At 64.1% G+C, this 26,615-nt stretch carries 26 protein-coding genes and 1 pseudogene; 11 read left to right on the top strand and 16 right to left on the bottom strand.

From position 1 onward, the window contains the following. Positions 1 to 25 precede the first annotated feature (25 nt). From KTR40_RS09410 to KTR40_RS09420, 3 genes are read right to left on the bottom strand one after another with little or no spacing between them, the layout of a single operon-like run. Entirely contained in the window at positions 26 to 1,174 is a 1,149-nt protein-coding gene (locus tag KTR40_RS09410; protein WP_139029205.1) for an NAD(P)/FAD-dependent oxidoreductase, read from the bottom strand. 1 nt (position 1,175) lies between these two features. After that, complete coding sequence (locus tag KTR40_RS09415) at positions 1,176 to 1,826, bottom strand: methyltransferase domain-containing protein (RefSeq protein WP_255708892.1); 651 nt, start codon at positions 1,824 to 1,826, stop codon at positions 1,176 to 1,178. A 50-nt stretch (positions 1,827 to 1,876) separates the two neighbouring features. Next, positions 1,877 to 3,085, bottom strand: a complete 1,209-nt coding sequence (locus KTR40_RS09420) for a type III polyketide synthase (RefSeq protein WP_228403482.1) — start codon at positions 3,083 to 3,085, stop codon at positions 1,877 to 1,879. Between the two features lie 333 nt (positions 3,086 to 3,418). Between KTR40_RS09420 and KTR40_RS09425 the strand changes: the two genes are divergently transcribed. Next, the gene (locus KTR40_RS09425; RefSeq protein ID WP_171058988.1) at positions 3,419 to 4,081 is read left to right on the top strand and encodes a DUF4304 domain-containing protein; all 663 of its coding nucleotides are present in this window, start codon (positions 3,419 to 3,421) and stop codon (positions 4,079 to 4,081) included. A 92-nt stretch (positions 4,082 to 4,173) separates the two neighbouring features. Here KTR40_RS09425 and KTR40_RS09430 read toward each other — a convergent pair whose 3' ends face one another. From KTR40_RS09430 to KTR40_RS09440, 3 genes are all read right to left on the bottom strand, one after another. Then, positions 4,174 to 5,757, bottom strand: coding sequence for a triacylglycerol lipase (locus tag KTR40_RS09430; protein ID WP_139029209.1), 1,584 nt, complete (start codon positions 5,755 to 5,757; stop codon positions 4,174 to 4,176). Between the two features lie 564 nt (positions 5,758 to 6,321). Continuing rightward, a complete protein-coding gene (locus KTR40_RS09435) occupies positions 6,322 to 7,038 on the bottom strand; it encodes a BTAD domain-containing putative transcriptional regulator (protein WP_228403483.1) in 717 nt (238 codons plus the stop codon). Positions 7,039 to 7,475: 437 nt separating this feature from the next. Further along, entirely contained in the window at positions 7,476 to 7,949 is a 474-nt protein-coding gene (locus tag KTR40_RS09440) for a VOC family protein (protein ID WP_139029211.1), read from the bottom strand. Between the two features lie 72 nt (positions 7,950 to 8,021). Here KTR40_RS09440 and KTR40_RS09445 point away from each other — a divergent pair, with 72 nt between their 5' ends. Then, on the top strand, positions 8,022 to 8,423 hold the full coding sequence (locus KTR40_RS09445; protein ID WP_139029212.1) for a DUF3054 domain-containing protein: 402 nt from the start codon (positions 8,022 to 8,024) through the stop codon (positions 8,421 to 8,423). Positions 8,424 to 8,527: 104 nt separating this feature from the next. After that, positions 8,528 to 8,809, top strand: coding sequence for an Lrp/AsnC family transcriptional regulator (locus tag KTR40_RS09450; RefSeq protein ID WP_139029459.1), 282 nt, complete (start codon positions 8,528 to 8,530; stop codon positions 8,807 to 8,809). A gap of 20 nt (positions 8,810 to 8,829) precedes the next feature. Here the strand turns inward: KTR40_RS09450 and trpD are convergent, their stop codons facing one another. Next, positions 8,830 to 9,885, bottom strand: coding sequence for an anthranilate phosphoribosyltransferase (gene trpD / locus KTR40_RS09455; RefSeq protein ID WP_139029213.1), 1,056 nt, complete (start codon positions 9,883 to 9,885; stop codon positions 8,830 to 8,832). 229 nt (positions 9,886 to 10,114) lie between these two features. Here trpD and KTR40_RS09460 point away from each other — a divergent pair, with 229 nt between their 5' ends. The 4 genes from KTR40_RS09460 to KTR40_RS09475 all read left to right on the top strand — a co-directional run bounded on the left by KTR40_RS09460 (position 10,115) and on the right by KTR40_RS09475 (position 14,367). Beyond that, on the top strand, positions 10,115 to 10,672 hold the full coding sequence (locus tag KTR40_RS09460) for a heme-copper oxidase subunit III (RefSeq protein WP_240793685.1): 558 nt from the start codon (positions 10,115 to 10,117) through the stop codon (positions 10,670 to 10,672). 86 nt (positions 10,673 to 10,758) lie between these two features. After that, positions 10,759 to 11,547 (top strand): c-type cytochrome, encoded by a 789-nt coding sequence (locus KTR40_RS09465; protein WP_139029214.1) that lies wholly within the window; start codon positions 10,759 to 10,761, stop codon positions 11,545 to 11,547. Between the two features lie 98 nt (positions 11,548 to 11,645). Continuing rightward, the gene (locus KTR40_RS09470; protein ID WP_139029215.1) at positions 11,646 to 12,719 is read left to right on the top strand and encodes a ubiquinol-cytochrome c reductase iron-sulfur subunit; all 1,074 of its coding nucleotides are present in this window, start codon (positions 11,646 to 11,648) and stop codon (positions 12,717 to 12,719) included. Continuing rightward, entirely contained in the window at positions 12,697 to 14,367 is a 1,671-nt protein-coding gene (locus KTR40_RS09475; RefSeq protein ID WP_139029216.1) for a ubiquinol-cytochrome c reductase cytochrome b subunit, read from the top strand. Before KTR40_RS09470 ends, KTR40_RS09475 begins: the two co-directional genes overlap by 23 nt. A 120-nt stretch (positions 14,368 to 14,487) precedes the next feature. Here KTR40_RS09475 and KTR40_RS09480 read toward each other — a convergent pair whose 3' ends face one another. After that, positions 14,488 to 15,258 carry a GntR family transcriptional regulator gene (locus KTR40_RS09480; RefSeq protein WP_139029217.1) on the bottom strand — a complete coding sequence of 257 codons (771 nt, stop codon included), beginning with the start codon at positions 15,256 to 15,258 and terminating at the stop codon, positions 14,488 to 14,490. Positions 15,259 to 15,422: 164 nt separating this feature from the next. Between KTR40_RS09480 and KTR40_RS09485 the strand changes: the two genes are divergently transcribed. Beyond that, the gene (locus KTR40_RS09485) at positions 15,423 to 15,716 is read left to right on the top strand and encodes an HPr family phosphocarrier protein (RefSeq protein ID WP_139029218.1); all 294 of its coding nucleotides are present in this window, start codon (positions 15,423 to 15,425) and stop codon (positions 15,714 to 15,716) included. A 75-nt stretch (positions 15,717 to 15,791) separates the two neighbouring features. On the opposite strand, the gene KTR40_RS09490 is transcribed toward KTR40_RS09485, so the two are convergent. The 5 genes from KTR40_RS09490 to KTR40_RS09510 form a co-directional block, all read right to left on the bottom strand. Further along, a complete protein-coding gene (locus KTR40_RS09490) occupies positions 15,792 to 16,193 on the bottom strand; it encodes a cytochrome c oxidase subunit 4 (RefSeq protein ID WP_139029219.1) in 402 nt (133 codons plus the stop codon). Between the two features lie 2 nt (positions 16,194 to 16,195). Beyond that, positions 16,196 to 17,917 (bottom strand): cytochrome c oxidase subunit I, encoded by a 1,722-nt coding sequence (gene ctaD / locus KTR40_RS09495; RefSeq protein ID WP_139029220.1) that lies wholly within the window; start codon positions 17,915 to 17,917, stop codon positions 16,196 to 16,198. A gap of 10 nt (positions 17,918 to 17,927) precedes the next feature. After that, positions 17,928 to 18,800: a cytochrome c oxidase subunit II gene (gene coxB / locus KTR40_RS09500; RefSeq protein ID WP_139029221.1), complete on the bottom strand. Its 873-nt coding sequence runs from the start codon at positions 18,798 to 18,800 to the stop codon at positions 17,928 to 17,930. 186 nt (positions 18,801 to 18,986) lie between these two features. Beyond that, positions 18,987 to 19,376, bottom strand: a complete 390-nt coding sequence (locus KTR40_RS09505) for an iron-sulfur cluster assembly accessory protein (protein WP_066275924.1) — start codon at positions 19,374 to 19,376, stop codon at positions 18,987 to 18,989. Between the two features lie 189 nt (positions 19,377 to 19,565). Further along, positions 19,566 to 21,008: a dipeptidase gene (locus KTR40_RS09510; protein ID WP_228403485.1), complete on the bottom strand. Its 1,443-nt coding sequence runs from the start codon at positions 21,006 to 21,008 to the stop codon at positions 19,566 to 19,568. A 91-nt stretch (positions 21,009 to 21,099) separates the two neighbouring features. Between KTR40_RS09510 and KTR40_RS09515 the strand changes: the two genes are divergently transcribed. Then, positions 21,100 to 21,699 carry a DUF3043 domain-containing protein gene (locus KTR40_RS09515; protein WP_139029223.1) on the top strand — a complete coding sequence of 200 codons (600 nt, stop codon included), beginning with the start codon at positions 21,100 to 21,102 and terminating at the stop codon, positions 21,697 to 21,699. Between the two features lie 77 nt (positions 21,700 to 21,776). Here the strand turns inward: KTR40_RS09515 and KTR40_RS09520 are convergent, their stop codons facing one another. Further along, a complete protein-coding gene (locus tag KTR40_RS09520; protein ID WP_228403486.1) occupies positions 21,777 to 22,847 on the bottom strand; it encodes a quinone-dependent dihydroorotate dehydrogenase in 1,071 nt (356 codons plus the stop codon). Between the two features lie 75 nt (positions 22,848 to 22,922). On the opposite strand from KTR40_RS09520, the pseudogene KTR40_RS09525 reads away from it, so the two are divergent. Together KTR40_RS09525 and KTR40_RS09530 are read left to right on the top strand one after the other, a co-directional pair. After that, positions 22,923 to 23,923 (top strand): annotated as a pseudogene (locus KTR40_RS09525) (alpha/beta hydrolase). Continuing rightward, a complete protein-coding gene (locus tag KTR40_RS09530; protein ID WP_228403487.1) occupies positions 23,920 to 24,948 on the top strand; it encodes an alpha/beta hydrolase in 1,029 nt (342 codons plus the stop codon). The pseudogene KTR40_RS09525 and the gene KTR40_RS09530 overlap by 4 nt, the downstream one beginning before the upstream one ends. Here KTR40_RS09530 and KTR40_RS09535 read toward each other — a convergent pair. Then, the gene (locus tag KTR40_RS09535; protein ID WP_139029227.1) at positions 24,929 to 25,771 is read right to left on the bottom strand and encodes an isoprenyl transferase; all 843 of its coding nucleotides are present in this window, start codon (positions 25,769 to 25,771) and stop codon (positions 24,929 to 24,931) included. The two genes, KTR40_RS09530 and KTR40_RS09535, sit on opposite strands and share 20 nt — an antisense overlap. 2 nt (positions 25,772 to 25,773) lie before the next feature. Then, positions 25,774 to 26,526 carry a DNA repair protein RecO gene (recO, locus tag KTR40_RS09540; RefSeq protein WP_228403488.1) on the bottom strand — a complete coding sequence of 251 codons (753 nt, stop codon included), beginning with the start codon at positions 26,524 to 26,526 and terminating at the stop codon, positions 25,774 to 25,776. Positions 26,527 to 26,615 lie beyond the last annotated feature (89 nt).

The following is a 26,615-nucleotide window of genomic DNA, read 5'->3' on the forward strand; positions in this document are numbered from 1 at the left end:
CGCCCTCCGTCCGGGCGTCCCCGGCCTACTGCATGGTGAAGCGCCGCGCCGTCCACTGGTTTATGGCCGGCACTGACGCGACGCCGCCGATGGCAAGGTTGCGGACCTTCAGGAGCGGCACCGGCAGGGGGCGTCCCAGCAGCATGTTGACCTCCGACTGGCGCCTGGCAATCGCGGCGGCGCGCCGGCGGGCAGCGTCGAATTCCTTCAGCCGCCCGTCCACGCGCTTTCCCGCTGCGGCCTCCCGGACCAGGGGAGCAAGGGCCTGGGCGTCCAGCCAGCCAAGGTTCATACCTTGGCCGCCGATTGGGCTGATTTCGTGTGCGGCGTCTCCCACCAGTACCACCCGCCCCGCGACGGTGCGCCGGGCAAGGGTGGAACGGACGCTGAAGCCGCTCAGCATGGTGTTCGTCCGGACGTCCGGCAGGATCCCCGTCCGCCGCTGCACCAGCCCTGCCAGCCGGCCGGCGTCGGCTGTTCCTGCTGGCTGGCTGAGCCGCACCACCCAGCGCCGGAGGGCGCCCGGCAGCGGGAAGGACTCGACGATCCCCTCCGGTTCGAGGAAAAGGACGGCCAGCTGCCCATGGGTTCCGGAGTCGGCGAAGTCGCCCATCAGGTAATGGTCCGGATAGGCCCTGGTGCGGACAGGTATGCCGAGCGCATCACGCAGCACCGACCTGGCGCCGTCGGCGGCAATGACCAGCGAGGCATCAAAGCGGCTGCCGCCTGCCCTTTCGCCCCCGGAACATTCGACGACGACGGCGCCTGTATCGCCGTCGTCGGTCACTCCCGTGACGCGTACGCCCCTAACGATTGCCCGGCTGTCGAGGGTATGGACGCGTTCCTCCAGGAGCTGTTCCGTGCGGTACTGGGGGAGGGCCAGCACGAACGGAAAGTCCTCCGACACGCCTGCGAAGGACATGGTGCCCACTGTCCTGCCGCCGCTGAGGGCCATGCCCGCATGGATCGGGACGCCCTCCCGGACCATGGCACCGGCCAGGTGCACCCGTTCCAGCGCTTCGAGGGCGGGCGGGTGGATCCCGATGGCGCGGCTGTGGATATTGCGTTCGGTCCGCTGCTCGAGGACGCGCACGGACATGCCGTCCTGGAGCAGCGACGCCGCCAGGTAGAGGCCCACGGGCCCGCCGCCGACGATGACCACGTCCGTTGCCATGTCAGCCCTTAGAAAAGGCGAGGACCTGGTGGAAGGCGCTGCCGGGCCTGACCACCCAGCCGGGGGGAGCGATCGCCGCGAGCTCCGGGCGCGTATAGCTCCGCCGGATGGACGTGAGCCCGTCCGCGCGGATGAAGGAGTGGCGGAAAGGTAGGGCGGCGGCACTGAAAAGGGCATAGGCTACCGGGCTGCGGCGAAGATCGTTGTGGAGCACGGCTTTGCGGGCCAGCACCCGCGAGTGCGCCAGCAGTTCCTGCAGCTGCCCCGCATCGAGGTGGTGCAGGACATGGTTGGAAATCACGAAGTCGTACTGCCTGCCCTCGCTGACAAGGTCGGCGCTGTGTGCCTGCCGGAAACTGAGTCCCGGCACTGCGGCCCGGCGCCCGGCGAAGGCGGCGGCGCGGGGGTCGGGATCGATGCCGGTGATGTGCAGGACCAGGTGGTCGCGGGTGGCCCAGTGCGCCAGCAAGGCGGGGAGATCGCCTCCGCCTGAGCCGATGTCCAGGAGCGTGCCCGGGCCGGAGCTGCCGGCCAGGAATGGACGCAGCTCCCGCACATACAGCCGGCGCCATCCGGACAGCACACGGTTTACGACCGCGAACTGGCGGTAGGTGTTGTCCAGGGCCTGCGGGTCGCAGTCAGGCAGGTCCATGGTTTCGATCGCCCCGACGGCGCGCTGCCGCAGCAGGAGATCCACGGGGATCAGGCCACCGGCGCTTCCGCGGGCAGCCGCTCCGGTGCCTGTTCCGCCGGCGAGGTGCGCGCTGGCCTGGCGGTGCGCGCCTGCCGCAGCTTGGTGAAAACCGCTGTTTCCACGGTGAGCCCGGGGCCGAAGGCCATGGAGCAGATCCGCTCGTCGCCCGGTTCCGGGTCCTGTTCGAGGATGTGCTTGATGACGAAGAGGACGGTTGCGCTGCTCATGTTGCCGTAATTGCGGAGGACTTCACGGGCTGGAACCAGCTGTTCCTGCGTCAGGCCGAGCCTGGACTCGACTTTGTCAAGGATGCTGCGGCCGCCCGGGTGGATGGCCCAGTGGCGGATGGAGGAGTAGGGGAGTGCGGCCAATTCCGGTTCCCGTGCCAGGAGGGGGTCCAGCGCCCCGACGATGTGGTCGTCGATGATGTGCGGGACGTAGTTTCCCAGGACCATCTCGAATCCGTGGTCGCCTATGTTCCAGGCCATGGCGTCCTCGCCAACGGGGGTGAGGACAGTTTCGAAGTGGTCCAGCCGCATCAGTGCATGTTCTTCGGTGCCTTGCCGGGCAGTGACGACGGCGGCTGCCGCACCATCGGCGAAAAGGGCTGACCCCATGATGGTGTCCGGGTCGTTGGACGTGCGGACGTGCAGCGAGCATAGTTCTGCACAGACCACCAGCACGACGGCGTTGGGGTCGGCTTCGCAGAACAGCTTTGCTGCGCGCAGGGCGGGAAAGGCCGCATAGCAGCCCATGAATCCGAGGTGGTAGCGCTGGACCGCCGGATCCAGGCCGAGCTCGCGCACGATCTTGTAGTCCGGCCCCGGGTTGAAGAATCCCGTGCAGGAGACTGTCACCAGGTGAGTTATGTCAAGTAGATTGAGTTCCGGGCAGGCGTCGACGGCGGAGCGGGCAGCTTCCACAAAAAGCTTGGTGGCCTCGCGGCCGAAGATCTCGTTGCGGACTTTGGTGCTGGGATTCAGCAGGAGGCCGGTGGCAGGGTCATAGAACTGCGGATCGTCCGCGCGGAACTCGTTGGTGAGTTCCTCGACAGCGGTAAAGCGTGTGTCGATCGCAGCTGAATCGAAGCAGGTGTTCACCAGCCGGGAACCAAGCCTGGACAAACCCGGCTGCGCCGCAAAGACATCCCGGGCCTCTGACTGGATCAGCATCGTTTTCGGAACTGCAGTTTCAAGTGAACGCACGTAGACCGTCATTTGTTCATTCTTAGCGAGCCCTTGGATTAAGGCAACGGTGGGCCGGGGCGGTGACCTGCGCAGTTATCCAGCGGGCGCGGGATTCCCATGGTGGTGCACCCTCGCTTCCGGACACTGCAGCAAACGCCGATAATCTACATTATGTAAAGTAGAAGAATTCGATGTCGCCTCTGCTGCGTCCTTCCATGCCGTCCAGCGCCGGCTGTGATCGACATGGAGATCAGTGCGTGCATGATGGTTGGAAGACATGAACAAAGCCCAGCGCGTCCAACCGGGGCATTAACACTGCTTTTCTACGCTTGGAGAACCTTGAATGCTCAAAATGCGCTAAAAGTGGCATTGAACGAGTTCGTTGGTCCCGCAGTCCGGGATGCGGGTTTCAACGGCTCCGGAAAGACGTGGAGACGCATCAACGGACATGGGGACTGGGCAATCGTGAACGTCCAGTCGTCAGCGTGGAGCACTTCCGAGGAACTGCGCTGCGTCATCAACATTTCTCTCGTTCCACAGCCATGGATCGCTTGGACTTCCCATCTCTTGGACCAAGAAGTGCCGAAAACCCCAGACGAGGCATCGGGGCTCTATCGCGACCGGATCCATCCCACAGGATCCCCGGCAAACACGGACGAGTGGTGGACGGTCCGGAACGAAGCGGATGCAGCGACCGTCGCCCGGGATATGGTGCTCAGGCTCACAACGGATGCCCTACCGCTTCTGGCTAATCTTCTTGAACGTCCCAAGCTTCTGGAGTCCTTGCGAAACAAGGACCTGGGAATGGTCCGCGGGGCGGGCTGGGACCTGCACTTCATGCGAGCCGAAGCCGTTCTCCGCGCTGAAGAGGGAATGTCCCCCACGCTTGAGGAGCTCCTGGACGATATCGACCGGCATTCAGGGGAAAAACTTCGTGCCAATGCTGAGAGGTTAATCTCCTGGGTCCAGTCTAGAGCGGCCGCGGCAGACCATGGAGACCGGCGCGTCGCAAGCGACCGTGAATAGTCACAAATCGAACAATGTCCAGCCACGGCGGCGAAAGCATTCCCAGGTGTCCTGGGACTGTGCCCCTCCCCCGCGTCCGGAAACGATCAGCCTTAGAACGTGAGAGCTCTCGGGGTCACGGTGAGGTTGATGCCTGCGTTTCGTCCCAGCAGGTCCCGGGCGGCCTCCGGGACGCTTATCCGTCCGCTCCAGCGGTGAACGGTGGTGTCCGTGTCCTTCAGTTGGTCCCTGTCCCCCGGCTCCCAGTCCCTGAGGGCCGTCGGGATCAGGCTGTTCCACGCGGCCCAGGCCCTCGGCAGCGGCCGGTTTTTCCCGGGAGGTTCAATGTCAACCACCAAGGTATCCTGCCAGTCCTCGGTCTGTTCCAGGTGGTCATCGAAGAAGAAGTGCCCCTCCTTTTCCCTGATGGACATCAGCCGAAGGCGGAGCGCGTGACGGAGCCGGGGTACTACCCTGCCCCCGACACGGGGCCGTGGTGCCTTGGAGGACAGGAAGGTCGTCAGCAGCGGAACCGGAGAATCGATGGGGTCCCCTTCCCGCCAATGCTCAATCTGCACCGGACAGAAGTGGGCCGCGCTTTGCTCGTGGACCATGACCGGCAGTCCCCTGATGGCCAGCGCGACGTCAAGCTGGAATTCGACGTCGGCGGGGGCCTCCCTGCCGACCGTGAAGCCGACCAGCTCCACTTCGACCTTGAGATCACCGAAAAGGAAGCGTTGGAGGTTCTGGTAGCCCTCCTCCGAGTTGACGATTCCGTACCGTCCGCTGTGACTGCGGTGCACAACGGCCAGCGGCGCACCGCGGACTGCCGCGTTGTCGATCTGGACCAGCCCGTCACTGCGGGCTCCCACCGCTTTGGATGACAGACCCATGGCCACGTCGTAGTCTTCAGGGTTGGAGCCGACGAGGCAGAACAGTTCTTCTACCGGGAACCCGTCCCCGGGCATCTCGGTTGCGACGAATTGGTCACGTGTCCGTGTCCGCCTGGAGGCCGGCGGAGTGAGGTATTCGTACATTCGGTCAGGGCCAAAGATGTCCGCCCCCTGGAGGCCGGTGGCGTCGCGAATTTTCTCGAGCAGGCCAAATCCGATGGCGAAACGGATTCCACCGTGCGGCGTCGCGTAGGTGAAAACCCTGGCGACAAACCCGGCCCCCGCGGCGGGGTCTACTGTGCCGTCTTGCCCGGCCAGGCTTTCGGGGATGACGCGTTGCAGCAGCGAGCGGCAGATCAGCCCGCCCATGGAATGGGCCACCAGGAAGACCTTTGGCGCGCCGGTTTTCTCCAACACAAGCTTGATCAACTTGAACAGGTCACGTGCCGCCTGTTCAAAGGAGAAGTCCTCCGCGTCCGCGCCAAAGGTGTCTGCTGATACATCGTAAAAGCGGTGGATCCAGACCGACGCCGGGCTCACCGAGCCGGCGTCCGCGCTGTTGAGGAAGGCCCATTGGTCCCCGTGGACAGGAACCTCGTACTTATGGTCGCTCACCAGCCGCAGCATCGGAGATTCGAACTGGTGGAACTTCGCCCGGCCGTTGCTGTCGGCCCTGACGTGGACAGAGCCCTGGCTGAAGCCGTAGAAGGGGTCATCGACGGCGCTATTGACCGCCGCCCCCGTCCCTGCGAAACCTCTGACGTAGATCACCGGCAGCCGGCCGTCGTCACCAGGGAACCCCATGGTTGTCCCTCCTTGTGCAGTTGTTCACGACTGTGTGGAGCCCGCTGGAGCGTCCAAGTCTTCGCCGATTCGAACACCGCGGGCGTTACTGCAGCGTTACTGCCTCCCGCTCCCTGGTTGGCCTGCCTGCCCGGCGACGGTAACGCAGCGGTAACGGCGCCCCGGGTGTACTGGGCTGGGGTGAGCAATCTTGCGTCAATATTTCGGAAACGCGAGCCAACTCCTGATTTTCCTCCAGCAAGATCAAAGGGACCAAGAGGAAGGCCTCCAATGTCAACGGAGGGCGCCTTGGGCAGCCAAGGGGATTGGCGGCGTAGAAGCCTGAACCTTCCCGCAAGTATCGTGCCAGGACGGGGAGGGGTGACTGCAATGATGCAAGACCATCATTGGGGAGAGGCTGCGGGTGACCAGGAACCAGAGCCGGAGCTCCCCTCCGCCGGCTTTATGGTCATCCGAACCTGGCACGAGCCCGGCCACCCACAGGAATTCCGCGCGCGGATAACCTACGGGCAGACTCCCAGCAGTTCCCAAAGGACCGTGGCCACAGCCGATCCAGCTGAGGTCCTAAGCGTGGTCAAGCGCTGGCTGGCCGCTCAGCCAGGGGTGACGGGGCGGAACTGACCGTTCCGTCCGCAAACCCGGCCGGCGCTCAAGGGCTCCGGCGAGGAGCGCACTGACTGATTCCGAAGGCAGCAGCCCCATGTCATCCCCAAGCTGTTTCCGGTACCGCTCGTAAGCCCTGAGCGCGGCGGCAGGGTTGCCGTCCTGCAGTTCAGCCTGGATAAGGAGCTGGACGGCACTCTCATAGAGCGGCTCGATCTCCACCGCCGCCTCAGCGGCTGCCTCCGCCGTCGCGGTGTCGCCCAAGGCAAGCGAATGTGCGGCAATGGCTACGTAGGCCCGCAACCGGTCCTGCTGCAGCCGGCTCTGTTCAACCATGATCCAGTCCTCGTACCAGCCGGGAAGCAGTTGCGCATCCCGTAACCCGTCCAGCAAAGCCGCACGGTTGGTCTGCAGCGCCGCAGCGCCCAGGGACCTGGCCTGGAGCCGGACCCGCCTTAGGTCGACATCCACGTCGTCGCTGAGGTACAGCATCCGGCCTTCATTGACGATCAGGCCGGGCACTTGGCGTGAAATCAAATGAACACTGACCCGCAGGCTCTCCAACGCCTTGGAATCCGGATACTCGGGCCACAACAAGCCAACGAGGTAGGTACGAAGGAGTGGACCCTTGATGGCCAGCGCCGCGATGAGCCGCTGCTGGCGCGTTGCAACATGCACGACTGCACCGTCCCGCCAGAGACGCCAGGACCCGAGCAGTTCCAGTTTCAATTCTCCATAGCCGTCGTCGCCCATGGGAACCTGATTTCGGTTCAGAAAAACTTGTGGTGGATGGTACGAATGAGGATCCTCAGGACGGTGGGTCCTGTCAATGGTGCTGTTCCCAAACTTTCAAAGGGAGAGTCCCCTATCCGAAGCGGGGCAGCCCGGATGCAATCTAGCGCTTTGATCCGATCCCTGCGCCCACCACTGCACCGACGCCGAGTCCCAGCGCAAAACCGAGGAAGGGACTGTCAAATACCGCGAGCCCAAGGGTGATTCCAAGAGCAGCGCCAACGAGGCAACAGATGGCCAGTGGCTTGTTCACGGCGCCCTCCAGCAGCGGATATTTCGGCAACACAGGTCCCCCAGAGACTACTGGGCGTTTCCCGGCAGCGTCACCCGTGGTACGCCCTCTGGAGTTCGGCGATGTCCAGCTTGCGCATCCCCAACATCGCCTGCATGGCCCGCTGGGACCCGTGGGGGTCGGGACCCGCGATCAAGGACGGGAGGACAGTGGGGACGATCTGCCAGGACAAGCCGAAACGGTCCTTCAGCCAGCCGCACTGGCTCTCCGAGCCGCCGTCGGTCAAAGCCGCCCAATACCGGTCCACGGTGGACTGGTCCTCACAGTCCACCACGAACGAGACCGCCTCAGTGAAGGTGGATCCCCGGGCACCATTCAGGGCGGTGAACCCCCGTCCTTCCAGTTCAAAGTCGACGGCGATTGCCTCGCCCGCAGCGCCTGGTCCTCCCTCACCGAAGCGCGAAACGTTGAGGATCCTGGAATCATCGAAAACCGAAGTGTAGAACTGAGCCGCTTCTTCCGCCTGGTTCTCGAACCAGAGGCAGGTCCCGATCTTTCGAGGCATTGGTGCTCCCTTCCGGCTTGAGCCTAGCGCCGCGGTGTGAGGCATACAACGGCTGGCGTTAAGCTCGATTCCATGACTTCCCGCAATGAGAAGACCGCAAGACCGCAGGCCCTCCGCCTGGCGGTGGCCGCGGCGGGAGCCGACGCCGCCATGATCCTGGTGTTCGCCGCCGTCGGCCGCGACGCCCACCAGCGCGGCGAAGTGGTGACCGGGGTGCTGCTGACTGCCTGGCCGTTCCTGGCCGGAGCTGCGATGGGATGGCTTATCGCAAGGGCCTGGCGGGATCCCCTTTCGGTACGCCGGACGGGCATTGCCGTTTGGCTCGGCAGCGTGGCGGGAGGGATGGCACTGCGCGCCCTGACGAGCCAGACCGTGGTGCTCCCGTTCGTCATTGTGGCCTTGCTTAGCCTGGGCGTCCTGCTGCTTGGCTACCGCCTGCTGGCGGCGGGGCTCAAGCGCCGCCGCGACGCCTGAACAGGCGCAGGATGGTACGGCCGCAAGCAACTGCCGATGTAATAGGCTGGCAGGAGAAGCTTGCCGGGCACTGCTACGGCGCAACAGATCCGGAAGGGTTCAACGTGATCACTGCATTCGTTCTGATCAAGACCGACGCCGCCCGCATACCCGAGACAGCCGAGGAAATCTCCGCTATCGAGGGGATCAGCGAGGTTTACTCCGTCACCGGCGAATGGGACCTTATCGCAGTGGCCCGGGTTCCCCGGCACGAGGACCTGGCCGACGTCATCGCGGACAGGCTTTCCAAGGTCCCTGCGGTGGTCCACACCACGACCCACATCGCTTTCCGCGCGTACTCACAGCACGATCTGGACGCAGCGTTCGCGCTGGGCTTTGAACAGTAGCGGGCAGGCAACTCCGGCGCTCACCGGGCGGTGAGCGCGACCCACTTCCCAAGGACGGCCGCGGCGGCCCCGGAATCAATGGACTCGGCCGCGCGGACAAAAGCCTTGCGCATCCGGTCAAGGAACGGGCCCTCTGCGGATTCATCAAAGGCCACAAGTCCGGCCGCTGCATTAACCAGGACGGCATCCCTGACAGGGCCTTCCTTGCCGGCCAGGACATCGCGGACAACGGCAGCGTTTACCTCTGCGTTTCCGCCCCGCAACTGTTCCACGGTGGCAAGGCGGATCCCCAGGTCCTGCGGAGAGAAAGTCAGTTCGGTGACCCGGCCATCACGGATTTCCCACACTGTCGAGGGCCCTGTGGTGGTGAGTTCGTCGAGGCCGTCGTTGCCGCGGAATACCAGGCCCCTGCTCCCCCGCTGAGCCAGCACGCCGGCTACCAGGGGCGCCATCCTGGCGTTTGCGACGCCGACTGCTGAGGCCTGGACCTTGGCAGGGTTTGTGAGGGGGCCGAGGAAGTTGAAAGCAGTGGGAACGGCCAGCTCCCGCCGCGGAACCGCGGTGTGCCGGAACGAGGGGTGGAACACCTGCGCGAAGCAGAACGTGATGCCGGCTTCTTCGGCGTTGCGTGCCACCTCCTCGACGGACAGGTCCAGCCGCACGCCCAAGGCTTCGAGCACATCGGCAGAGCCTGACGACGACGACGCGGCCCGGTTGCCGTGCTTGACCACCTTGGCGCCGGCTCCCGCGGCGACCAGGGCCGCCATGGTGGAGATATTCACGGTGTTCAACTGGTCGCCGCCGGTGCCCACGATGTCCAGCTTTTCGCCCGAAATGGTCACTGGCCTTGCATGCGCAAGCATGGCTTCCACCAGGCCCGAAAGCTCCTCAACCGTTTCACCCTTGGAGCTTAGTGCCACCAGGAATCCGGCAATCTGTGCAGGTGTGGCCTCCCCCGCCATGATGGTGTCCATCGCCCAGGAGGTATTGTCCGCCGTAAGGTCAGCTCCGCCGATCAGGGCGGAGATCAGGCGGGGCCAAGAATTGCCGGACGGTGCGGGAGCCTGTGAAGTCACCTCCTGATGCTATCGACCGTTGCCCGGGAGTGACCAATATGAACCCCTCCGGGAACTTTTCCAGGCGATTTCGCGTCTTTGTAGAAAAAGTCCTCCGAAAAGGCGGTTTGCGTTGGGCAGCACGGACTTTTACAGACATAATGTCTATGTGACATCTGCGACCCATGCCCCCAGTACCCCGGCGCACCCCACGCTGAACCGCCCCAACATGGTTTCCGTCGGAACCGTTGTGTGGCTGTCCAGCGAGTTGATGTTCTTCGCCGGTCTCTTCGCCATGTACTTCACACTGCGCTCCACGAGTGCGCAGATGTGGGCCGAGGAGACAGCCAAGCTCAACTTCCCCTTTGCGCTCGTTAACACCATCGTCCTCGTGGCCAGTTCCTTTACTTGCCAGATGGGCGTCTTCGCGGCCGAACGGCTGCAGCCGCGCCGGACCGGGGGTGCGTTCCAATTCGCCCGCTGGGGTATGAACGAATGGTTCACCCTGACCTTCCTTATGGGCGCATTCTTCGTTGCCGGACAGACCACCGAGTACGCAATGCTGGTCTCTGAGCACGTCTCGCTGTCCTCCAACGCCTACGGCTCCGCCTTCTACATGACCACCGGCTTCCACGGCCTCCACGTCATCGGCGGGCTCATCGCCTTCCTGCTCATCATGGGCCGGTCCTTCGCCGCGAAGAAGTTCGGGCATTTCGAAGCGACATCAGCGATTGTCACCTCTTACTACTGGCACTTCGTGGACGTCGTGTGGATCGGCCTCTTCCTGGTCATCTACGTACTCAAGTAGCCAGCTTTGATTCTTTTTCTACAAGAGGCAGAATTTCAGGTAGCGGCTCCCGGAGCCGGCGCAGGATCGAATAAAGGAACCACCACGTGAAGGCACTCTCACAAAAGCGGCGTCACCCACTAGCAGCACTAGCGCTGCTCCTGATGGGGCTCCTCATCACGGGTGGGCTGTACGCCGCGGCCACCACCGTCAACGAGGCAAAGGCCTCCACCACTTCCTACAGCGCCAATGACGTGGAAGAGGGCGGCAAGCTGTTCGCCGCCAACTGCGCCACCTGCCACGGCATGGGCGCAAGCGGAAGCCAGGACGGTCCTTCGCTGGTTGGCGTTGGCGCAGCAGCCGTTGACTTCCAAGTGGGCACCGGCCGCATGCCGATGCAGATGAACGGCCCCCAGGCCATGAAGAAGCCCGTCCAGTTCAACGATGAGCAGACCCGGCAGCTTTCAGCCTATGTTGCTTCCCTGGGCGCCGGCCCGGCAGTTCCCGAAGAAAGCCTGCTTGATGAAGGCGGTGACGCCGCTGCCGGCGGCGAACTGTTCCGCACCAACTGCGCCATGTGCCACAACGCGGCTGCTGCCGGTGGTGCCCTGACCCGCGGCAAGTTCGCCCCGGCCCTGGCGGACGTATCCGGCAAGCACATCTACGAAGCCATGGCCACCGGCCCGCAGAACATGCCCGTGTTCAGCGATTCGAACATCACCCCTGAAGGCAAGCGCGACATCATCACCTTCCTGAAGCAGATCGAGACCACCGGTTCGCCCGGCGGAGCAGACCTCGGATCCTTGGGCCCGGTGGCAGAAGGCCTGTTTGTCTGGGTTGCCGGCCTCGGTGTCATCATCGCCTTCACTATCTGGCTGACTTCCCGGACCTCTTGACCCCGGGGAACCACCACACACTTCTGCTGATCCTTCAGCAGCTTGATATTAGAAACTAACCCGGCAACCGCCGGGACGAGAGAAGGATGAGGCGAATTATGGGCAACCATAGTGACGGCAGTCCGAACCACTCGGGCACCGTAGCTACGGCTGGTCAGAATGAGGTGGAGAAATTCCAGGATCCTGGAATCCCTCCGCACCGTTTGCGCCTGGCTGACACGGACCCGAAGGCCGCAAAGCGGGCAGAACGGCAGGTCGCCTTACTATTTGGCATCTCTGTTGTTGGAACCCTGATCTTCCTGGTGGCGTACTTCGCCATCGACCTGGGAGGCGAAGACTCGAGCATCGGCACCATAAGGCTGCAGAACATGCTGCTCGGCCTTGGCACCGCATTTGCCATGCTTGGCATCGGTACCGGCATTGTGCACTGGGCCAAGGCCCTCATGCCGGACCACGAAGTCTCCGAGGAACGCCACGCGATCCGCTACGAGGAGGACCGCCAGGCGGCGGTCCGCATTGTCGATGACATCGTCGAAGAGACGGGCATCAAGCGCCGTCCGCTGATCCGGAACACCCTCCTGGGTGCTGTTGCCCTGGCGCCGCTGCCGGCCATCGCCATGTTCGGTGACCTCGGACCGCGTCCGGACAACAAGCTGGCCCACACCATGTGGGCACCCCAGGAAGGCAAGCTCAAGCGGCTTGCCCGTGATCCTGACGGGACGCCCATCAAGGCTTCCGACGTCACCATCGGCTCCGCTTTCCACGTCATCCCGGAAGGGCTGAACGAACTCCACGAGGGCAAGCTCAACGAAAAGGCCAAGGCAGTTGTGCTGCTTATGCGGCTGGACCCGGCATCGCTGAACCCCTCCGAGGGCCGTGAGGACTGGGGCTACAACGGCATCGTTGCCTACTCCAAGATCTGCACCCATGTCGGCTGCCCTGTTGCTCTGTACGAGCAGCAGACGCACCACCTGCTGTGCCCGTGCCACCAGTCCACCTTCGACCTCACCCAAGAGTGCAAGGTGATCTTCGGCCCCGCCAGCCGGCCTCTCCCCCAGCTGCCCATCGCAGTTGACGACGAGGGCTACTTGGTCGCCACGAGCGACTTCAAAGAACCCGTAGGACCAAGTTACTGGGAGCGTGATATGCATGAGCGCAGCATCAACAGCTGAGCCGGCTTTCGTCGCCAAAACCAAGACGGGGCGGTTTACCGACTTCGTCGATGCACGTGTGGGCGGTTCCGGGATCCTCCGCGAATTCGGCCGCAAGGTCTTCCCGGACCACTGGTCCTTCATGTTCGGCGAAGTGGCCCTCTACTCGTTTGTCATCCTCCTGCTTTCGGGCACGTTCCTGACATTCTTCTTTGATCCGTCCATGGCGGAGACGCACTACGACGGGTCGTACGTTCCGCTGAAGGGCGTCGAGATGTCCGTGGCGTACAGCTCGTCGCTCGACATCTCCTTTGACATCCGCGGCGGCCTGTTTATGCGCCAGGTCCACCACTGGGCAGCACTGCTGTTCGTGGCGTCCATCGCAGTGCACATGCTGAGGGTCTTTTTCACCGGCGCCTTCCGCAAGCCCCGCGAAATGAACTGGGTGGTGGGTGGCGTCCTGCTCATCCTCGCCATGGCCGCCGGCTTCACCGGCTACTCACTCCCTGATGACCTGCTCTCCGGAAACGGCCTGCGCATCATCGACGGCGTGATCAAGTCCATCCCGGTCATCGGCACCTACATCTCGTTCTTCCTCTTTGGAGGAGAATTCCCGGGCACGGCCATCATCGGGCGCCTGTACATGCTCCACATCCTGCTGGTGCCGGCACTGATCCTGCTCATGATCGTCCTGCACCTTTTCATGGTGGTTGTCCACAAGCACACCCAGTACCCCGGCCCCGGCCGCAACGACAACAACGTTGTCGGCTACCCCCTGGGTCCGGTCTATGCAGCCAAGGCCGGCGGATTCTTCTTCATCGTCTTCGGCGTCCTGGCCCTGATGGCAGGCTTCTTCACGATCAACCCGATCTGGAACTACGGGCCCTACGACCCCTCCCCCGTATCCGCCGGTACCCAGCCCGACTGGTACATCGGATTTGTTGACGGCGCACTGCGCCTGATGCCGGGCGTCATTGGCGACTTCCACTTCGAGTACGTGATCTTCGGCTACACGCTCACGCTGAACGTCCTGCTCCCGGCCCTGGTCCCGGCGGGTATCCTGTTCACGATCATGTTCATGTACCCGTGGATCGAACGGTGGGTCACCAAGGACGAGCGCGAGCACCACGTCCTTGACCGTCCCCGGAACGCGCCCACCCGTACGGCCATCGGTATGGCTGGCTTCGTCTGGTACTGCGTCATGTGGGCAGCTGCAGGCTCCGACCTCATTGCAACCCACTTCCATGTCTCCCTGAACGACGTCACGTACTGGCTGCGGGCCCTGTTCTTCGTCGGGCCGATTATTGCCTTCGTCGTTACCAAGCGTGTGGCCTTGGCCCTTCAGCGCAAGGACCGGGAGATCGCCCTGCACGGACGCGAGACGGGCCGTATTGTCCGCCTCCCGCACGGGGAGTTCATCGAGGTCCACGCTCCCCTGGATGAGTACAAGCGCTACAAGCTGGTCGGCTTCGAATCGCCTGAAGTTCTTCCTGCCGTACCGAACGAACACGGCGTGGTGACCCGTAAGGAGAAGCGCCGCGCATTCCTGTCGAAGTGGTTCTTCGAGGACCGCGTTGCGCCGGCAACTCCCGCTGAGCTTGAAGCTGCGCACGGCCACGGCCACGCTGCAGTGGAAGCACCTGAGGAAGCAAAGAGCCTGTCCCACTAGGGTTCATATGGCAAAGCAGGAAGGCCCGGTCCAATGTGGACCGGGCCTTCCTTTTTGTCTTTTACCTGGCTGCTGTTGCAGCCATGGGCTGCACGGCGTGTCTCCGCGGCAACAGTCGTCTCAGTGGTTTCGCGACCGGCGGGCACCGGGCCGCTGCAGCGGAACCCACAGCTTGTATCTGTCCGCGCGGTAGTACGAAACGGAATAGTCAACCATTGCCCGGGCAACGAATGCATGCCGCTGGATCTTCAGAAGCGGCGCACCCACTTCAACGTTCAGCAACCGGGCCGTGGACGGGGACGCCGCGGTAGCCTCGATCATGTCCTCGCCCCACTCCATCACCAGCCCGAATTGCTCGCTGAGGACGTTGTACAGCGAGGTGGGCGGTTCGCCGTCGAGCAGGCCCGGCACCCGGTGCGCTGGAATGAAGTTCTCGTCAACGCTCATGGGTTCCCCGTCGGCCAGCAGCAGGCGCCGGAAACGCACCAACGGGGTTCCTTCGTCCAGCTGCAGTTCGCGGGCAAGGAACGCACTGGCAGCAATCTGCTCAAAGCTCAGGACCTTCGCCGCGGGAACCATCCCCCGCCGCTGCATCTCCTCGCTGTAGGAGGTCAGCTTTACCTGGAGATCGAGCTTCGGCCGGCGGACGAAGGTCCCCAAACCAACCACCCGCTCAATCACTTCTTCGCCAACCAGCGCATCAATGGCCTGGCGCACGGTCATGCGGGCAAGGCCAAACCGTTCGGCGAGATCCCTCTCGGAGGGCAGGGCCGATCCGGGCGGGCAGGAGTCGGCGATGTACGTCCGCAGGATCTCACGCAACTGTACGTAGATTGCCGTGCCACTGCCCCGGTCAATTTCGCCACCGATGGCTGCCGCGCTAGCAGGCATGGGTCATCTCCCCTGCATTGAAGTTCACCCTCCAATTTTAGGTCAGGTCTAGACCAGCTTTGGCCACCCTGCCCAGCGGTTTAGCAGGGCCGGGTGGCAGGCCCTATATTTGACATGAAAACGCGATGTCGACGGCGGGGGGCCGTCATAACGAAGGAGTCCCTTTGCCAACACATAAGGCCGTGGTCAAAGCCCCGGTGGGGCTGCACGCCCGACCTGCCGCAGTCTTCGTCCGGGCTGTTACGGAAACCGGACTGCCAGTAACCATTTCGAAGGCGGGCACCCCTGATGTTGACGCCCGCTCGCTCCTGCAGGTGATGGCGGCGGACTTTCACCAGGGATGCAAAGTGGAACTGGGCATCAGCGACGCCGCGCTCAGCGGCGCGGTGGGCCGCCAGAAGGCCGAGGATGCCCTCCGGGCGCTCGGTGAGCTGCTGGAGTCGCAGGGCAGCGCCTAGGACTTGCCAAGTGCCTTAACTAGGACGTCGGGCCCCACCAAAGGTGGGGCCCGACGTCGTTATGAGCAAGAAGCGCTAGTGTGCGTGGTCTCCGCGGCTGTATTCGTACACCCAGCCAATAAGTGCCACGACAGCCAGTCCGCCTGCAATGAACACAATCCAGAAACCGACTGCAAGGCCAAGGAAGCCCGTGGCGCAGGCAATGCCCAGGACCAGCGGCCACCAGCTCCAGGGGCTGAAGTGCCCCTGCTCGCCGGCGCCCTCGTGGATCTCAGCATCGCTGCGGTCCTCGGGACGCATGCCGACACGCTTGCCGGTGAATCCGAGGTATCCGCCGATCATGCCGGCGAGACCGCCCACCAGCAGGATGCCGAGGATGCCCACCCACTCACCCCAGTTGGTGAGGAAGCCGTATACCAGGGACACCGGGACGAAGAAGAAAACTCCGGCACCAAAAATCCAAGATTCAATTTTCATTGTCAGTTGTCCCTCTGGTCGGCGTTTCCGAGTACCTTGGCGGCCGGAGCCGGCGACTCAACGGTGTGGACCTGGCGGAGTTCCGGGTGGTGCAGGTCCAGGGCGGGCCGCTCCGAGCGGATCCTGGGCAGCGAGGTGAAGTTGTGCCGCGGCGGCGGGCAGGACGTGGCCCATTCCAGTGACGCGCCGAAGCCCCACGGATCATCCACCTGGACCTTTTCAGCGCTGCGCCACGTGATGTACACGTTCCAGAAGAACGGAATCAGCGAGGCACCCAGGACGAACGAGGCCACCGTGGAGAACTGGTTCATCCAGGTGAAGTTGTCCTCCACCAGGTAGTCCGCGTACCGGCGGGGCATGCCCTCGACGCCCAGCCAGTGCTGGATGAGGAACGTGCCGTGGAAGCCCAGGAAGAGGAGCCAGAAGTGGATCTTGCCCAGGCGTTCATTGAGCATCTTCCCGGTGAACTTGGGCCACCAGAAGTAGAACCCGGCGAACATGGCAAACACCACGGTGCCGAACACCACGTAGTGGAAGTGCGCCACCACGAAGTAGGAATCGGAGACGTGGAAGTCCAGCGGCGGGGAGGCCAGGATGATGCCGGTCAGGCCGCCGAACAGGAACGTGATCAGGAAGCCGATGCTCCAGAGCATCGGAGTCTCGAAGGTCAGCGAGCCGCGCCACATGGTGCCGATCCAGTTGAAGAACTTCACGCCGGTGGGGACCGCGATGAGCATGGTCATGAAGGCGAAGAACGGCAGGAGCACGGCGCCGGTGACGTACATGTGGTGGGCCCACACGGTGACGGACAGCGCGGCGATGGCGATCGTTGCGTAAACCAGGCCCTTGTAGCCGAAGATCGGCTTACGGCTGAAGACCGGGAAGATCTCCGAAACAATACCGAAGAACGGCAGCGCGATGATGTACACCTCGGGGTGGCCGAAGAACCAGAACAGGTGCTGCCAAAGGACGGCACCGCCGTTCTCAGGATCGAAGATGTGGGCACCGAAGCGGCGGTCCGCGCCAAGGGCGAACAGTGCTGCCGCCAGCGGCGGGAAGGCCATCAGGACCAGTATGGACGTCACCAGGGCGTTCCACGTGAAGATCGGCATCCGCCACATCGTCATGCCCGGGGCGCGCATGCAGACAATTGTGGTGATGAAGTTGACCGCACCCAGGATGGTGCCGAAGCCCGACAGCGCCAGGCCAAAGACCCACAGGTCCCCGCCGATGCCGGGGCTGAAGGTGGTGTTGGAGAGCGGCGCGTAGGCGAACCAGCCGAACGACGCCGCGCCCTGCGGGGTGATGAAGCCGGACACCGCAATGGTGGAGCCGAAGAGGAAGAACCAGAACGCCAGCGCATTTAGGCGCGGGAACGCGACGTCCGGCGCGCCGATCTGCAGCGGCATGATGACGTTCGTAAACCCGGCGAAGAGTGGCGTTGCGAACATCAGCAGCATCACGGTGCCGTGCATGGTGAACAGCTGGTTGTACTGTTCCTTGGTCTGCAGGATCTGCATCCCGGGCTCGAACAGCTCAGCACGGATGAGCAACGCCATGACGCCGCCAAGGCAGAAGAACACGAAGGATGCGATCAGGTACATGTACCCGATGGTCTTGTGGTCGGTGGAGGTGATCCAGTTGACGACGATGCGTCCCTTGGACTTCGGAACCACGGGAGCTGCGAGGACTCCGGTGGGTGCGGATTGAGTGTACGTGGCCACGTCGCTCCCCTTACTTAATTTCGTTCACGTTCGGGTTGCGGTCGTACTCGACGCCGAGGAGACCCGTGTTGCCCGCTTCGCGCAGATCGTTCATGTGGGCCTGGAATTCGGATTCCGACACCACCTTCACGCGGAACAGCATTTCGGAGTGGTACTCGCCGCAAAGTTCGGCACACTTGCCGTCGTAGGTGCCCTCTTTAGTGGGGGTGAACCTGATGTAGTTGGTCTTGCCCGGGATCATGTCGCGCTTCTGGAGGAAGGCGGGTACCCAGAAGGAGTGGATGACGTCGCGTGCGTTGAGCTCGAGGTCAACGGACTTGTTGACCGGCAGGTACAGCGTGGGCAGCTTTTCCTTGTCGATGGTGTTGCCCGTGAGGTGCGCCTGAACCCCGGCCTCGTGGACGTCCTCCTGGATGACGTCGCCGGCCTTGTAGTTGAAGTCCCATGCCCACTGCTTGCCGCGGACGTCAACAACGACGTCGGCTGGCTGGGAGCGGTTGTCAATCGCCTGCTGGTCACGGTCGGTGAAGTAGAAGAACACCACGACCATGAACAGGGGGATGGTCAGGTAGAAGACTTCAAGGGGCAGGTTGAAGCTGGTCTGCCGCGGGAACCCGACGGTTCCCTTCCGGCGGCGGTATGCAACAAGGCACCACACGATCAGTCCCCAGGTAATGATGCCCACAACCAGAGCGGCAATCCATGAGTTGACCCAGAGGTCCATGATGCGGTCGGTGTTGCTGGTGGTGCCACGTTCAGTGGGCAGCCACCCCTTCTCTACCTCTGGCGAACATCCGGTCAAAACCAACGCGCCGGCAATTGCCAAGCTTGAGATCGTTGTGATCGTTTTGCGTCGGCTGCCGGTTCGGTTCTGCGAACTCACAGACGGCCCTTCCTACTTGTTGCTGTTGTCCGGGCAGCCTTGGCCGCCCCGGGCACACTAAAAGTTTTACTACTCGGTGTAGAGCTTACCGCTCCGCCGGGCGTTTCGCCCACATGTCGGCGCCGTGCCTCCGTACCGATATTTTCGGCAGGAGATCCGGCGCCGGCATCGGGCGAAATAACCGGCTTAGTGGAACGAATCGCCGCACGCGCAGGAGCCGCCGGCGTTCGGGTTGTCGATGGTGAAGCCCTGCTTGGAGATGGTGTCCTCGAAGTCGATGCTGGCGCCGCTGAGGTACGGAACGCTCATCTTGTCGACGACAACTTCGACGCCGTCGTAGTCGCGGACTGCGTCTCCGTCCAGGAGCCGCTCATCGAAGTAGAGCTGGTAGATCAGTCCGGAGCAGCCGCCGGGCTGCACTGCAACCCGGAGGCGCAGATCCGTACGGCCTTCCTGCTCGAGAAGGCTGCGTACCTTGCCTGCGGCGACGTCGGTCAGCTTGACCTCGTGGACGGGCAGTTCGTCACTGGCCGTGCTGGTGGTACCGGTGCTGTTCTCATTGGTTGCGGTGCTCATTTGGCCTACCTTCTTAGGACGGTCTGGCGGCGCCGCGCTGGCGGCGCCTGCCCCTACGGTTTCGGTATGGGCTATAGCTACATGCTACGCGGGGCGGAGGTGTAGCTCTAACTCCTGAACGTAACCATGGAAGGTCCCGGGTTGTTCCCCGGGACGGTCCTGCACAGGGCCCCAACCGGTGCCGCTGCCTCAGAGTCCCTGGTGGTTAATCCGGGCCAGGAGCAGGGCCTCGGCAAGGATGGCCTTGCGGAAGTCGCCAAGGTGCAAGGACTCGTTGGCACTGTGTGCCCGGGAGTCCGGATCCTCCACGCCGGTCACCAGGATCTGCACGTCCGGATACAGTTCCGTGAGGTCGGCAATAAAGGGAATGGATCCGCCGATCCCGGTTTCAACGGCCGTGACCCCCCAGGCCTCGCCCAGCGCCCACATGGCCAATGTTGCCGCCGGCGATGACGTGTCGGTCAGGAACGGGTTGCCGCTCTCCCCCGGCGTGAAGGTCACCATGGCGCCGAACGGTGCGTTCGCCTCCACATGGCGGCGGACGGCCTCCATGGCTTCCTCCGGGACCTGGCCGGGAGCCAGGCGCAGGCTGAACTTCGCCCGCGCGCGGGGCAGCAGGGTGTTCGAGGCCGCGTCCACCGAGGGAGCGTCGAATCCGATGATGGAGAGGGCCGGCTTGGTCCACAACCGGGAGGCGATGCTGCCCGACCCTGCCAGCCGGACGCCGTCGAGCACTGATGCGTCTGCCCGGTAGTCCTCCTCGGAAAGGTCCACGGTGGCTGTATCCCGCGCCACCAGCCCCTCGATCGCGACATTTCCTTCGTCGTCGTGCAGGGTGGCAATGAGGCGCGACAGGAGCGTGGGCGCATCCAGCACCGGTCCCCCATACATGCCGGAGTGGACGGCGTGGCCAAGGACCTGGACTTCGATGGTTCCGTCCACGAGTCCCCGCAGGCTGGTGGTCAGCGCCGGCACCCCCACCTTCCAGTTGCTGGAATCGGCGACGACGATCACGTCGGCGCGGAGCAGTTCCCGATTTGCTTCCAGGAACGGGCGGAAAGTCGGTGAGCCGGCTTCTTCCTCGCCCTCGAAGAAGAAGGTGACGCCGAGGCCCAGCGAACTGCCAAGAACTTCCGTGACCGCCGCATAGGCGGCTATGTGCGCCATGATGCCGGCTTTATCGTCCGCCGCGCCCCGGCCGTACAGCCGTCCGTCCTTCTCGACAGCGGTGAAAGGTTCGGTCTGCCACAGGCTTCGGTCCCCTGTGGGCTGGACGTCGTGGTGGGCGTAGAGGAGGATCGTGGGCTTGCCGTCAGCAGCAGGCCGTTGGGCGACGACGGCGGGGCCTCCGGGAGTGCCGTCAGGCTTGTCGCAGCCGAGGATCCGGACGTTCCCGAGACCCACGCCGCGGAGCAGTTCCGCCACGGCTTCGGCGCTGCGTTCCAGCGGGGCCCGGTCGAAGCTTGGCCAGGCGATGCCGGGGATGGCGACCAGTTCTTTGAGCCTGGCCAGGGTCTGGTCAAAGGAGCGGTCAATGGCGGTACGGAGGTCTTCCGTCCAGCCGTGTCCTGCAAGGCCCGGGGATGGAAGGGCACTGTGGTTGTGCGGCGTTGCCGTCGGCGATGAAGTCATGGCAAAACATTACCCGCGTCACATCACCTGCTTCAGGCAACGCCTGGCTTCGGCATGACGTCCGTTCCCCGCCGCAAGGTATTCTGTTCTGGTGTTCGGACGTAAAAAGGAAGCGCCCTCGGCGCAGCAAACAGTAGACCAACAGGCTGCAGAGCCGGCGCGGCCAGAGGGATTGGCCGGCAAGGGGGCTCCGACTCCCACGCGTAAAGCACAGGAAGCGGCCCGCAGGCGGCCACTGGTCCCGGAGGACCGGAAAGCCTCCAAGGCAGCCGAGCGCCAGGCAGTCCAGGACCAGCGGCTTAAGATGCGCCAGGCGCTGGACACCGGTGACGAAAGGTTCCTGCCGCTGCGCGACAAGGGTCCGCAGAAACGGTTTGCCCGCGACTATGTGGACGCCCGCTTCAGCCTCGGTGAGTACTTGATGTTCGGCGCCCTCGTCTTCGTCCTGGTGTCCTTGGTGGTCCCGGCGTCCAGTGACATGATGATCTACGTCCTCGGCGGCTTCTGGGTGATGTTCCTGGCCGTCTTCGTGGACGTGTTCATCCTGTCCCGCCAGCTCCGTAAGCGGCTCACCGCGAAATTCGGCGAGGTTGAGCGCGGAACTGTTTGGTACGGATCCATGCGTTCCCTGCAGTTCCGCAAGCTCCGCCTCCCCAAGCCCCAGGTCAAGCGCGGCCAGTACCCGGCCTGAGCCCCCTGCGGCACGCTCCAACAGACAATAAAAACCCCGGCGGATTTCCGCCGGGGTTTTTTCACCTTTTGAGGGGCTTAGGAGCGGTGGCCCTTGGCCAGTTCGCGGTTGATCCGGGCAGCCCAGAACGGTCCTTCATAAAGGAAAGCCGTGTAACCCTGGACGAGGGTCGCCCCGGCGTCGAGCCTGTCCTGGACGTCCTGCGCTGTTTCGACGCCGCCGACGGCCACCAGGGTGAGGGCGTCACCGGTGACCTGCTTTAGCCGCCGCAGCACCTCAAGGGAACGCTGCTTCAGCGGTGCGCCCGAAAGTCCTCCGGCGCCGCACCTTTCCACCTCTTCCGCCGGTGAGGCCAGGCCGGTCCTGGCGATGGTGGTGTTGGTGGCGATAATGCCGTCCAGCTTGAGGTCCAGCGCCAGCCGTGCGACGTCGTCGATATCCTCATCGCTGAGGTCCGGGGCGATCTTCACAAGCAGGGGTACATGGCGCCCTGCTGCCCTGTCCGCTTCTGCACCCACAGCCGTCAGCAGCGGCCGCAGCGACTCCACATCCTGCAGCAGTCGGAGGCCTGGGGTGTTGGGGGAACTTACGTTGACCACCAGGTAGTCCGCAGCCGGTGCAAGGCTGCGGGCACTGACGAGGTAATCCTCCACGGCGTCGGCCAGGTCCACCGTTTTAGTCTTGCCGATATTGACGCCGATAACGGGCCGAACGCCCGGGTGCCGCCGCTGGAGGGCTGCACGTGCGGCCTTAAGCCGCGGGGCCACGGCCGTTGCGCCGTCATTGTTGAATCCCATCCGGTTGATGACCGCCCGGTCCTCCACCAGCCGGAAGAGCCGCGGTTTCTCGTTGCCGGGCTGGGACTGGCCGGTGATGGTACCTACTTCCACGTGGCCGAAGCCAAGCTCCGTCAGCGCCTCGATTCCGTGGCCTTCCTTGTCGAACCCGGCAGCAAGCCCGAACGGTGAAGGAAAGGTTAATCCAAAAGCGGTGGTCTGGAGGGACGGCGCGGGAGCTGTCAGCTTCGCCAGGAATTTCCCCGCCCCGGAGCGATGCGCCAGCCTGATGCCCGTGAATCCGATCTTGTGGGCGCGCTCGGCGTCCATCCATGAAAAGGCCAGCCTGAAGAATGTGGGATAAACGCGCATGCCCCTAGTTTTCCGTCTTGGACGGCCCAGACCAAAATGAGGCGGCGGAAACCGGCGGCGGATTAGCATAAGCCCATGGAATGGCAGCAGGACATCCTGGGCGCTGACTTCGAGTCACATGCCTTCCGCGCCACGGGCCGGACGGTGTGGAGCGCACGGCCACCCTGGTCCGGTTCCGCCCCGCACCCAGGAAGTTGCCCCAATCCCCGGGCCGCCGCAGGGCCGTCCTGTTCCTGCATGGCTGGAGCGACTATTTCTTCAACGTGGACCTTGCCCGCTTCTGGTCCACGGCGGGTTATGACTTTTACGCACTGGACATGCACAACCACGGCAGGAGCCTGCGTCCTGACTTCCCGGGCGGGTACGTCGCGGACCTCACGGATTATGACGCTGAAATCGAAGCCGCGTTCCGGCTGATCGGCCAGGACGGCGCCGCCCCCTCACTGACCCTTATGGGCCATTCAACAGGGGGGCTGGTGGCGGCGCTGTGGGCCAGCCGGCACCCTGGCAGGGTATCCCGGCTGGTTCTGAACAGCCCGTGGCTGGAAATGCATGGAAGCTCCCTGGTACGGCGTGCGGCGTCCAGGATGGTGGGGCCTGTTGCGCGGTTCCGGCCTGAAGCCGTGCTTCGGCTTCCGGAGCGTGGGTTCTACTGGCGGACGATCAGCAGTTCGGCGGACGGTGAATGGACGCTGGATGACCGGTACCGTCCCCCTATGGCGTTTCCCGTCCGGGCAGGCTGGCTCAATGCGGTGCTGGCCGGGCACTCCAAGGTGGCCCGGGGACTTAACATTGATGTTCCCATCCTTGTCCTGCTGTCCAGCGGCAGCGCCAACGGCCTCTTCTGGTCTGAAGAGATGCGGCGGACGGATGCCGTACTGGACGTCAACATCATTGCCGCCCGTGCCCTTACCCTTGGCCGTACGGTGACCGTTGAACGGATAGGCGGTGCCCTTCATGACGTGTTCCTCTCCCCCGCCGCGGTGCGTGCGGATGCCTACGCCCGGCTGGCACGCTGGCTCAGGGCCTATGGGGACGAGGAGCCCGAGCGGTCCGAAAGTTGGAAGAGCGGATGAACGGCGGGCACACAGGCCCGGAAACAACCACCGCCCTGTGGTCTGCCGATTTCCTGGGGCCGCGTTTTAAGCAGCGTTTGCTGGCGCTGGAGCCCGATGACGAGGGTGAAGTGTGCGCAACGCTTGTCCGTTGCGCACAGCACGCGCCACGGCAGGGGACGGCGGGACAACGGGCGGCCGTCAACGTGGTCCTGTATGTCCACGGCTGGGCGGACTACTTCCTCCAGGCGGAAGCCGCGGAGTACCTGACCGACGCCGGGTTCCCCTTCTACGCCGTGGACCTGCGGAAATTCGGCCGCAGCCTGCGCCCCTGGCAAACGCCGGGCTTTACTGATGACCTGGCCGTTTACGACGAGGACCTGGCCGCGGCCATTAGCGCCATCAGGGAAGACCTCGCGGAAGAATTGGGGCCGGACGTCAAGCCCACGGTTCATCTGCTGGCCCATTCCCTGGGCGGACTGATCGCCGCGCTGTGGGCGGACCGGCACCCTGAAGCGTTGGGCACCCTGATTTTGAACGCCCCCTGGCTGGAGCTGCAGGGCAGCAGCATCATCCGCACAATCGCCATGCACCTGGTGGACCCGCTGTCCAGGGCCGACCCCCGCCGTCCGTTGTGGCTTCCCGAGATGCCCGGCTACTGGCAGAGCGTCAGCAGTGAGGCCCACGGGGAGTGGCACTTCGACCCCCTGTGGCGGCCCAAGGCATCATTTCCCATCCGGGCTGGCTGGGCGAAGGCGGTCCTTGCCGGCCACGCCGCCGTGGAGCGCAGGCTGGACATCAAGGCCCCGGCGCTGGTCATGCTGTCGGACCGGACCCACATACAGGTCGACTGGTCAGCTGAGCTGATGGCGGCGGACGCCGTCATTGATGTGGAGGAAACCGCGAACCGTGCGCTGCGCCTAGGCCGGCGGGTGGCGGTTTTCCGTTACCCCGGTGCGATCCACGACGTCTTCCTGTCCCGCCACGGTGTGCGGGAGGAAGCTTACCGGGACCTGGCAGCGTGGCTTAGGGGCTATCCGGACTAGGGGCCGCCGGCGCGGCAGCATCCACTGCTCCGCCGTACCGGCGGTCCCGCTGGGCATACTCCTCCACTGCCGCCCACAGCGTCCGGCGGTCGACGTCCGGCCACAGGGTGTCCATAAAGACGAACTCCGCGTATGCGGACTGCCACAGCAGGAAGTTGGACAGCCGCTGCTCGCCCGAGCTGCGGAGGAACAGGTCGACGTCCGGCAGGTCCGGCTCGTCAAGGTGCTTCTGGATGGTCTTCTCCGTGATGGCACCCGGCTTCAGCCTGCCGGCGGCGACCTCGGCGGCGATGGCCGAAACGGCGTCGGTGATCTCAGCCCGGCCGCCGTAATTAACACACATGGTCAACGTGCACGTGCTGTTGCCGGCGGTGTACTCCTCGGCCTCTTCAAGCTCCCGGATGACCGAGCCCCACAGCCGGGGCCTGCGGCCGGACCAGCGGACGCGCACGCCCCATTCATCCAGCTGGTTCCTCTGCCGGCGCAGCACATCCTTGTTAAATCCCATCAGGAAGCGCACTTCCTCCGGCGACCGGCGCCAGTTCTCCGTGGAAAAGGCATACACGCTGACATACTCGATACCCAGTTCAATGGCCCCAGCCATGACATCCAGCAGCGCCGGCTCCCCTGCCTTGTGCCCTTCAATCCGGGGCAGTCCGCGCTGGTTGGCCCAGCGCCCGTTGCCGTCCATCACGATCGCCACGTGGCGGGGAATGAACTCTGCGGGGATGGCGGGTGCCACTGCACCGGAGGGATGCGGGTAGGGGGCAACCACCGGGTGGGTGCGCTTACGGGACGCGGGGTTCTTTTTGCCGAGGGCCACTGTCAGCTTCGCTCCACATGTTTGAGGGACTTCAGGACTCGTTCAAGATGCCATTGCAGGTAGGCGGCCACCAGGCCGGCAGCTTCTTTCCGGTGCACGGGAAGGGAACCGTCCGCTGTCGTCCAGTCGCCCGTCAGCAGTGCCGCCAGGAGGTCCACGGTTTCCGGCGCCGGAGCCGGCGAGCCAGGGGGCCTGCATCCGCTGCAGACCATTCCTCCCAGCGGGGCGGAGAAGGCGGTGTGGGGGCCGGCAGCCCCGCAGCGGGCGCAGTCCGTGAAGCTCGGGGCCCAGCCGCCGGTGGCCAGGGCCCGGAGAAGGTAGGAATCAAGGATCAGTCCGGCGGCATGTTCGTCCCTGCTGAGGGACGCCAGCGCGCCCACCAGCAGGTTGTACTGCGCTGTCCCCGCCTCGCCGTCCACGTCCGTCAGCTTTTCAGCGGTCTCCGTCATGGCAGCGGCCACCGTGTACCGCCCGTAGTCCGCGGCGATGTTCCCGCCGTAAGCACCCTTGGCCACGGCCTGGGTAACGATGTCCAGAGTCTTCCCGGACACAAGCTGCAGGTCCGCCACCATAAAGGGCTCAAGGCGCGCGCCGAAACGGCTGCTGGTGCGCCGGACCCCCTTGGCAACGGCACGTACCTGTCCGTGGTGCTTGGTCAGGAGTGTGATGATCCGGTCCGCCTCGCCCAGCTTGTGGGTGCGCAGTACGACGGCGTCGTCCCGGTATGCGCGGGAGGCGAAAGAGTGTTGGGCCACGCCTTATCTTCCCATCCTTTGCAGGCACAATTCCGCCGCCACGGGGGCGGGGCGCCCTTGTGCCGCCGGCGGGTCCCGGCGGCACAAGG

This window comes from Pseudarthrobacter sp. L1SW (genome assembly GCF_020809045.1).
Taxonomy (GTDB): Bacteria; Actinomycetota; Actinomycetes; order Actinomycetales; family Micrococcaceae; genus Arthrobacter.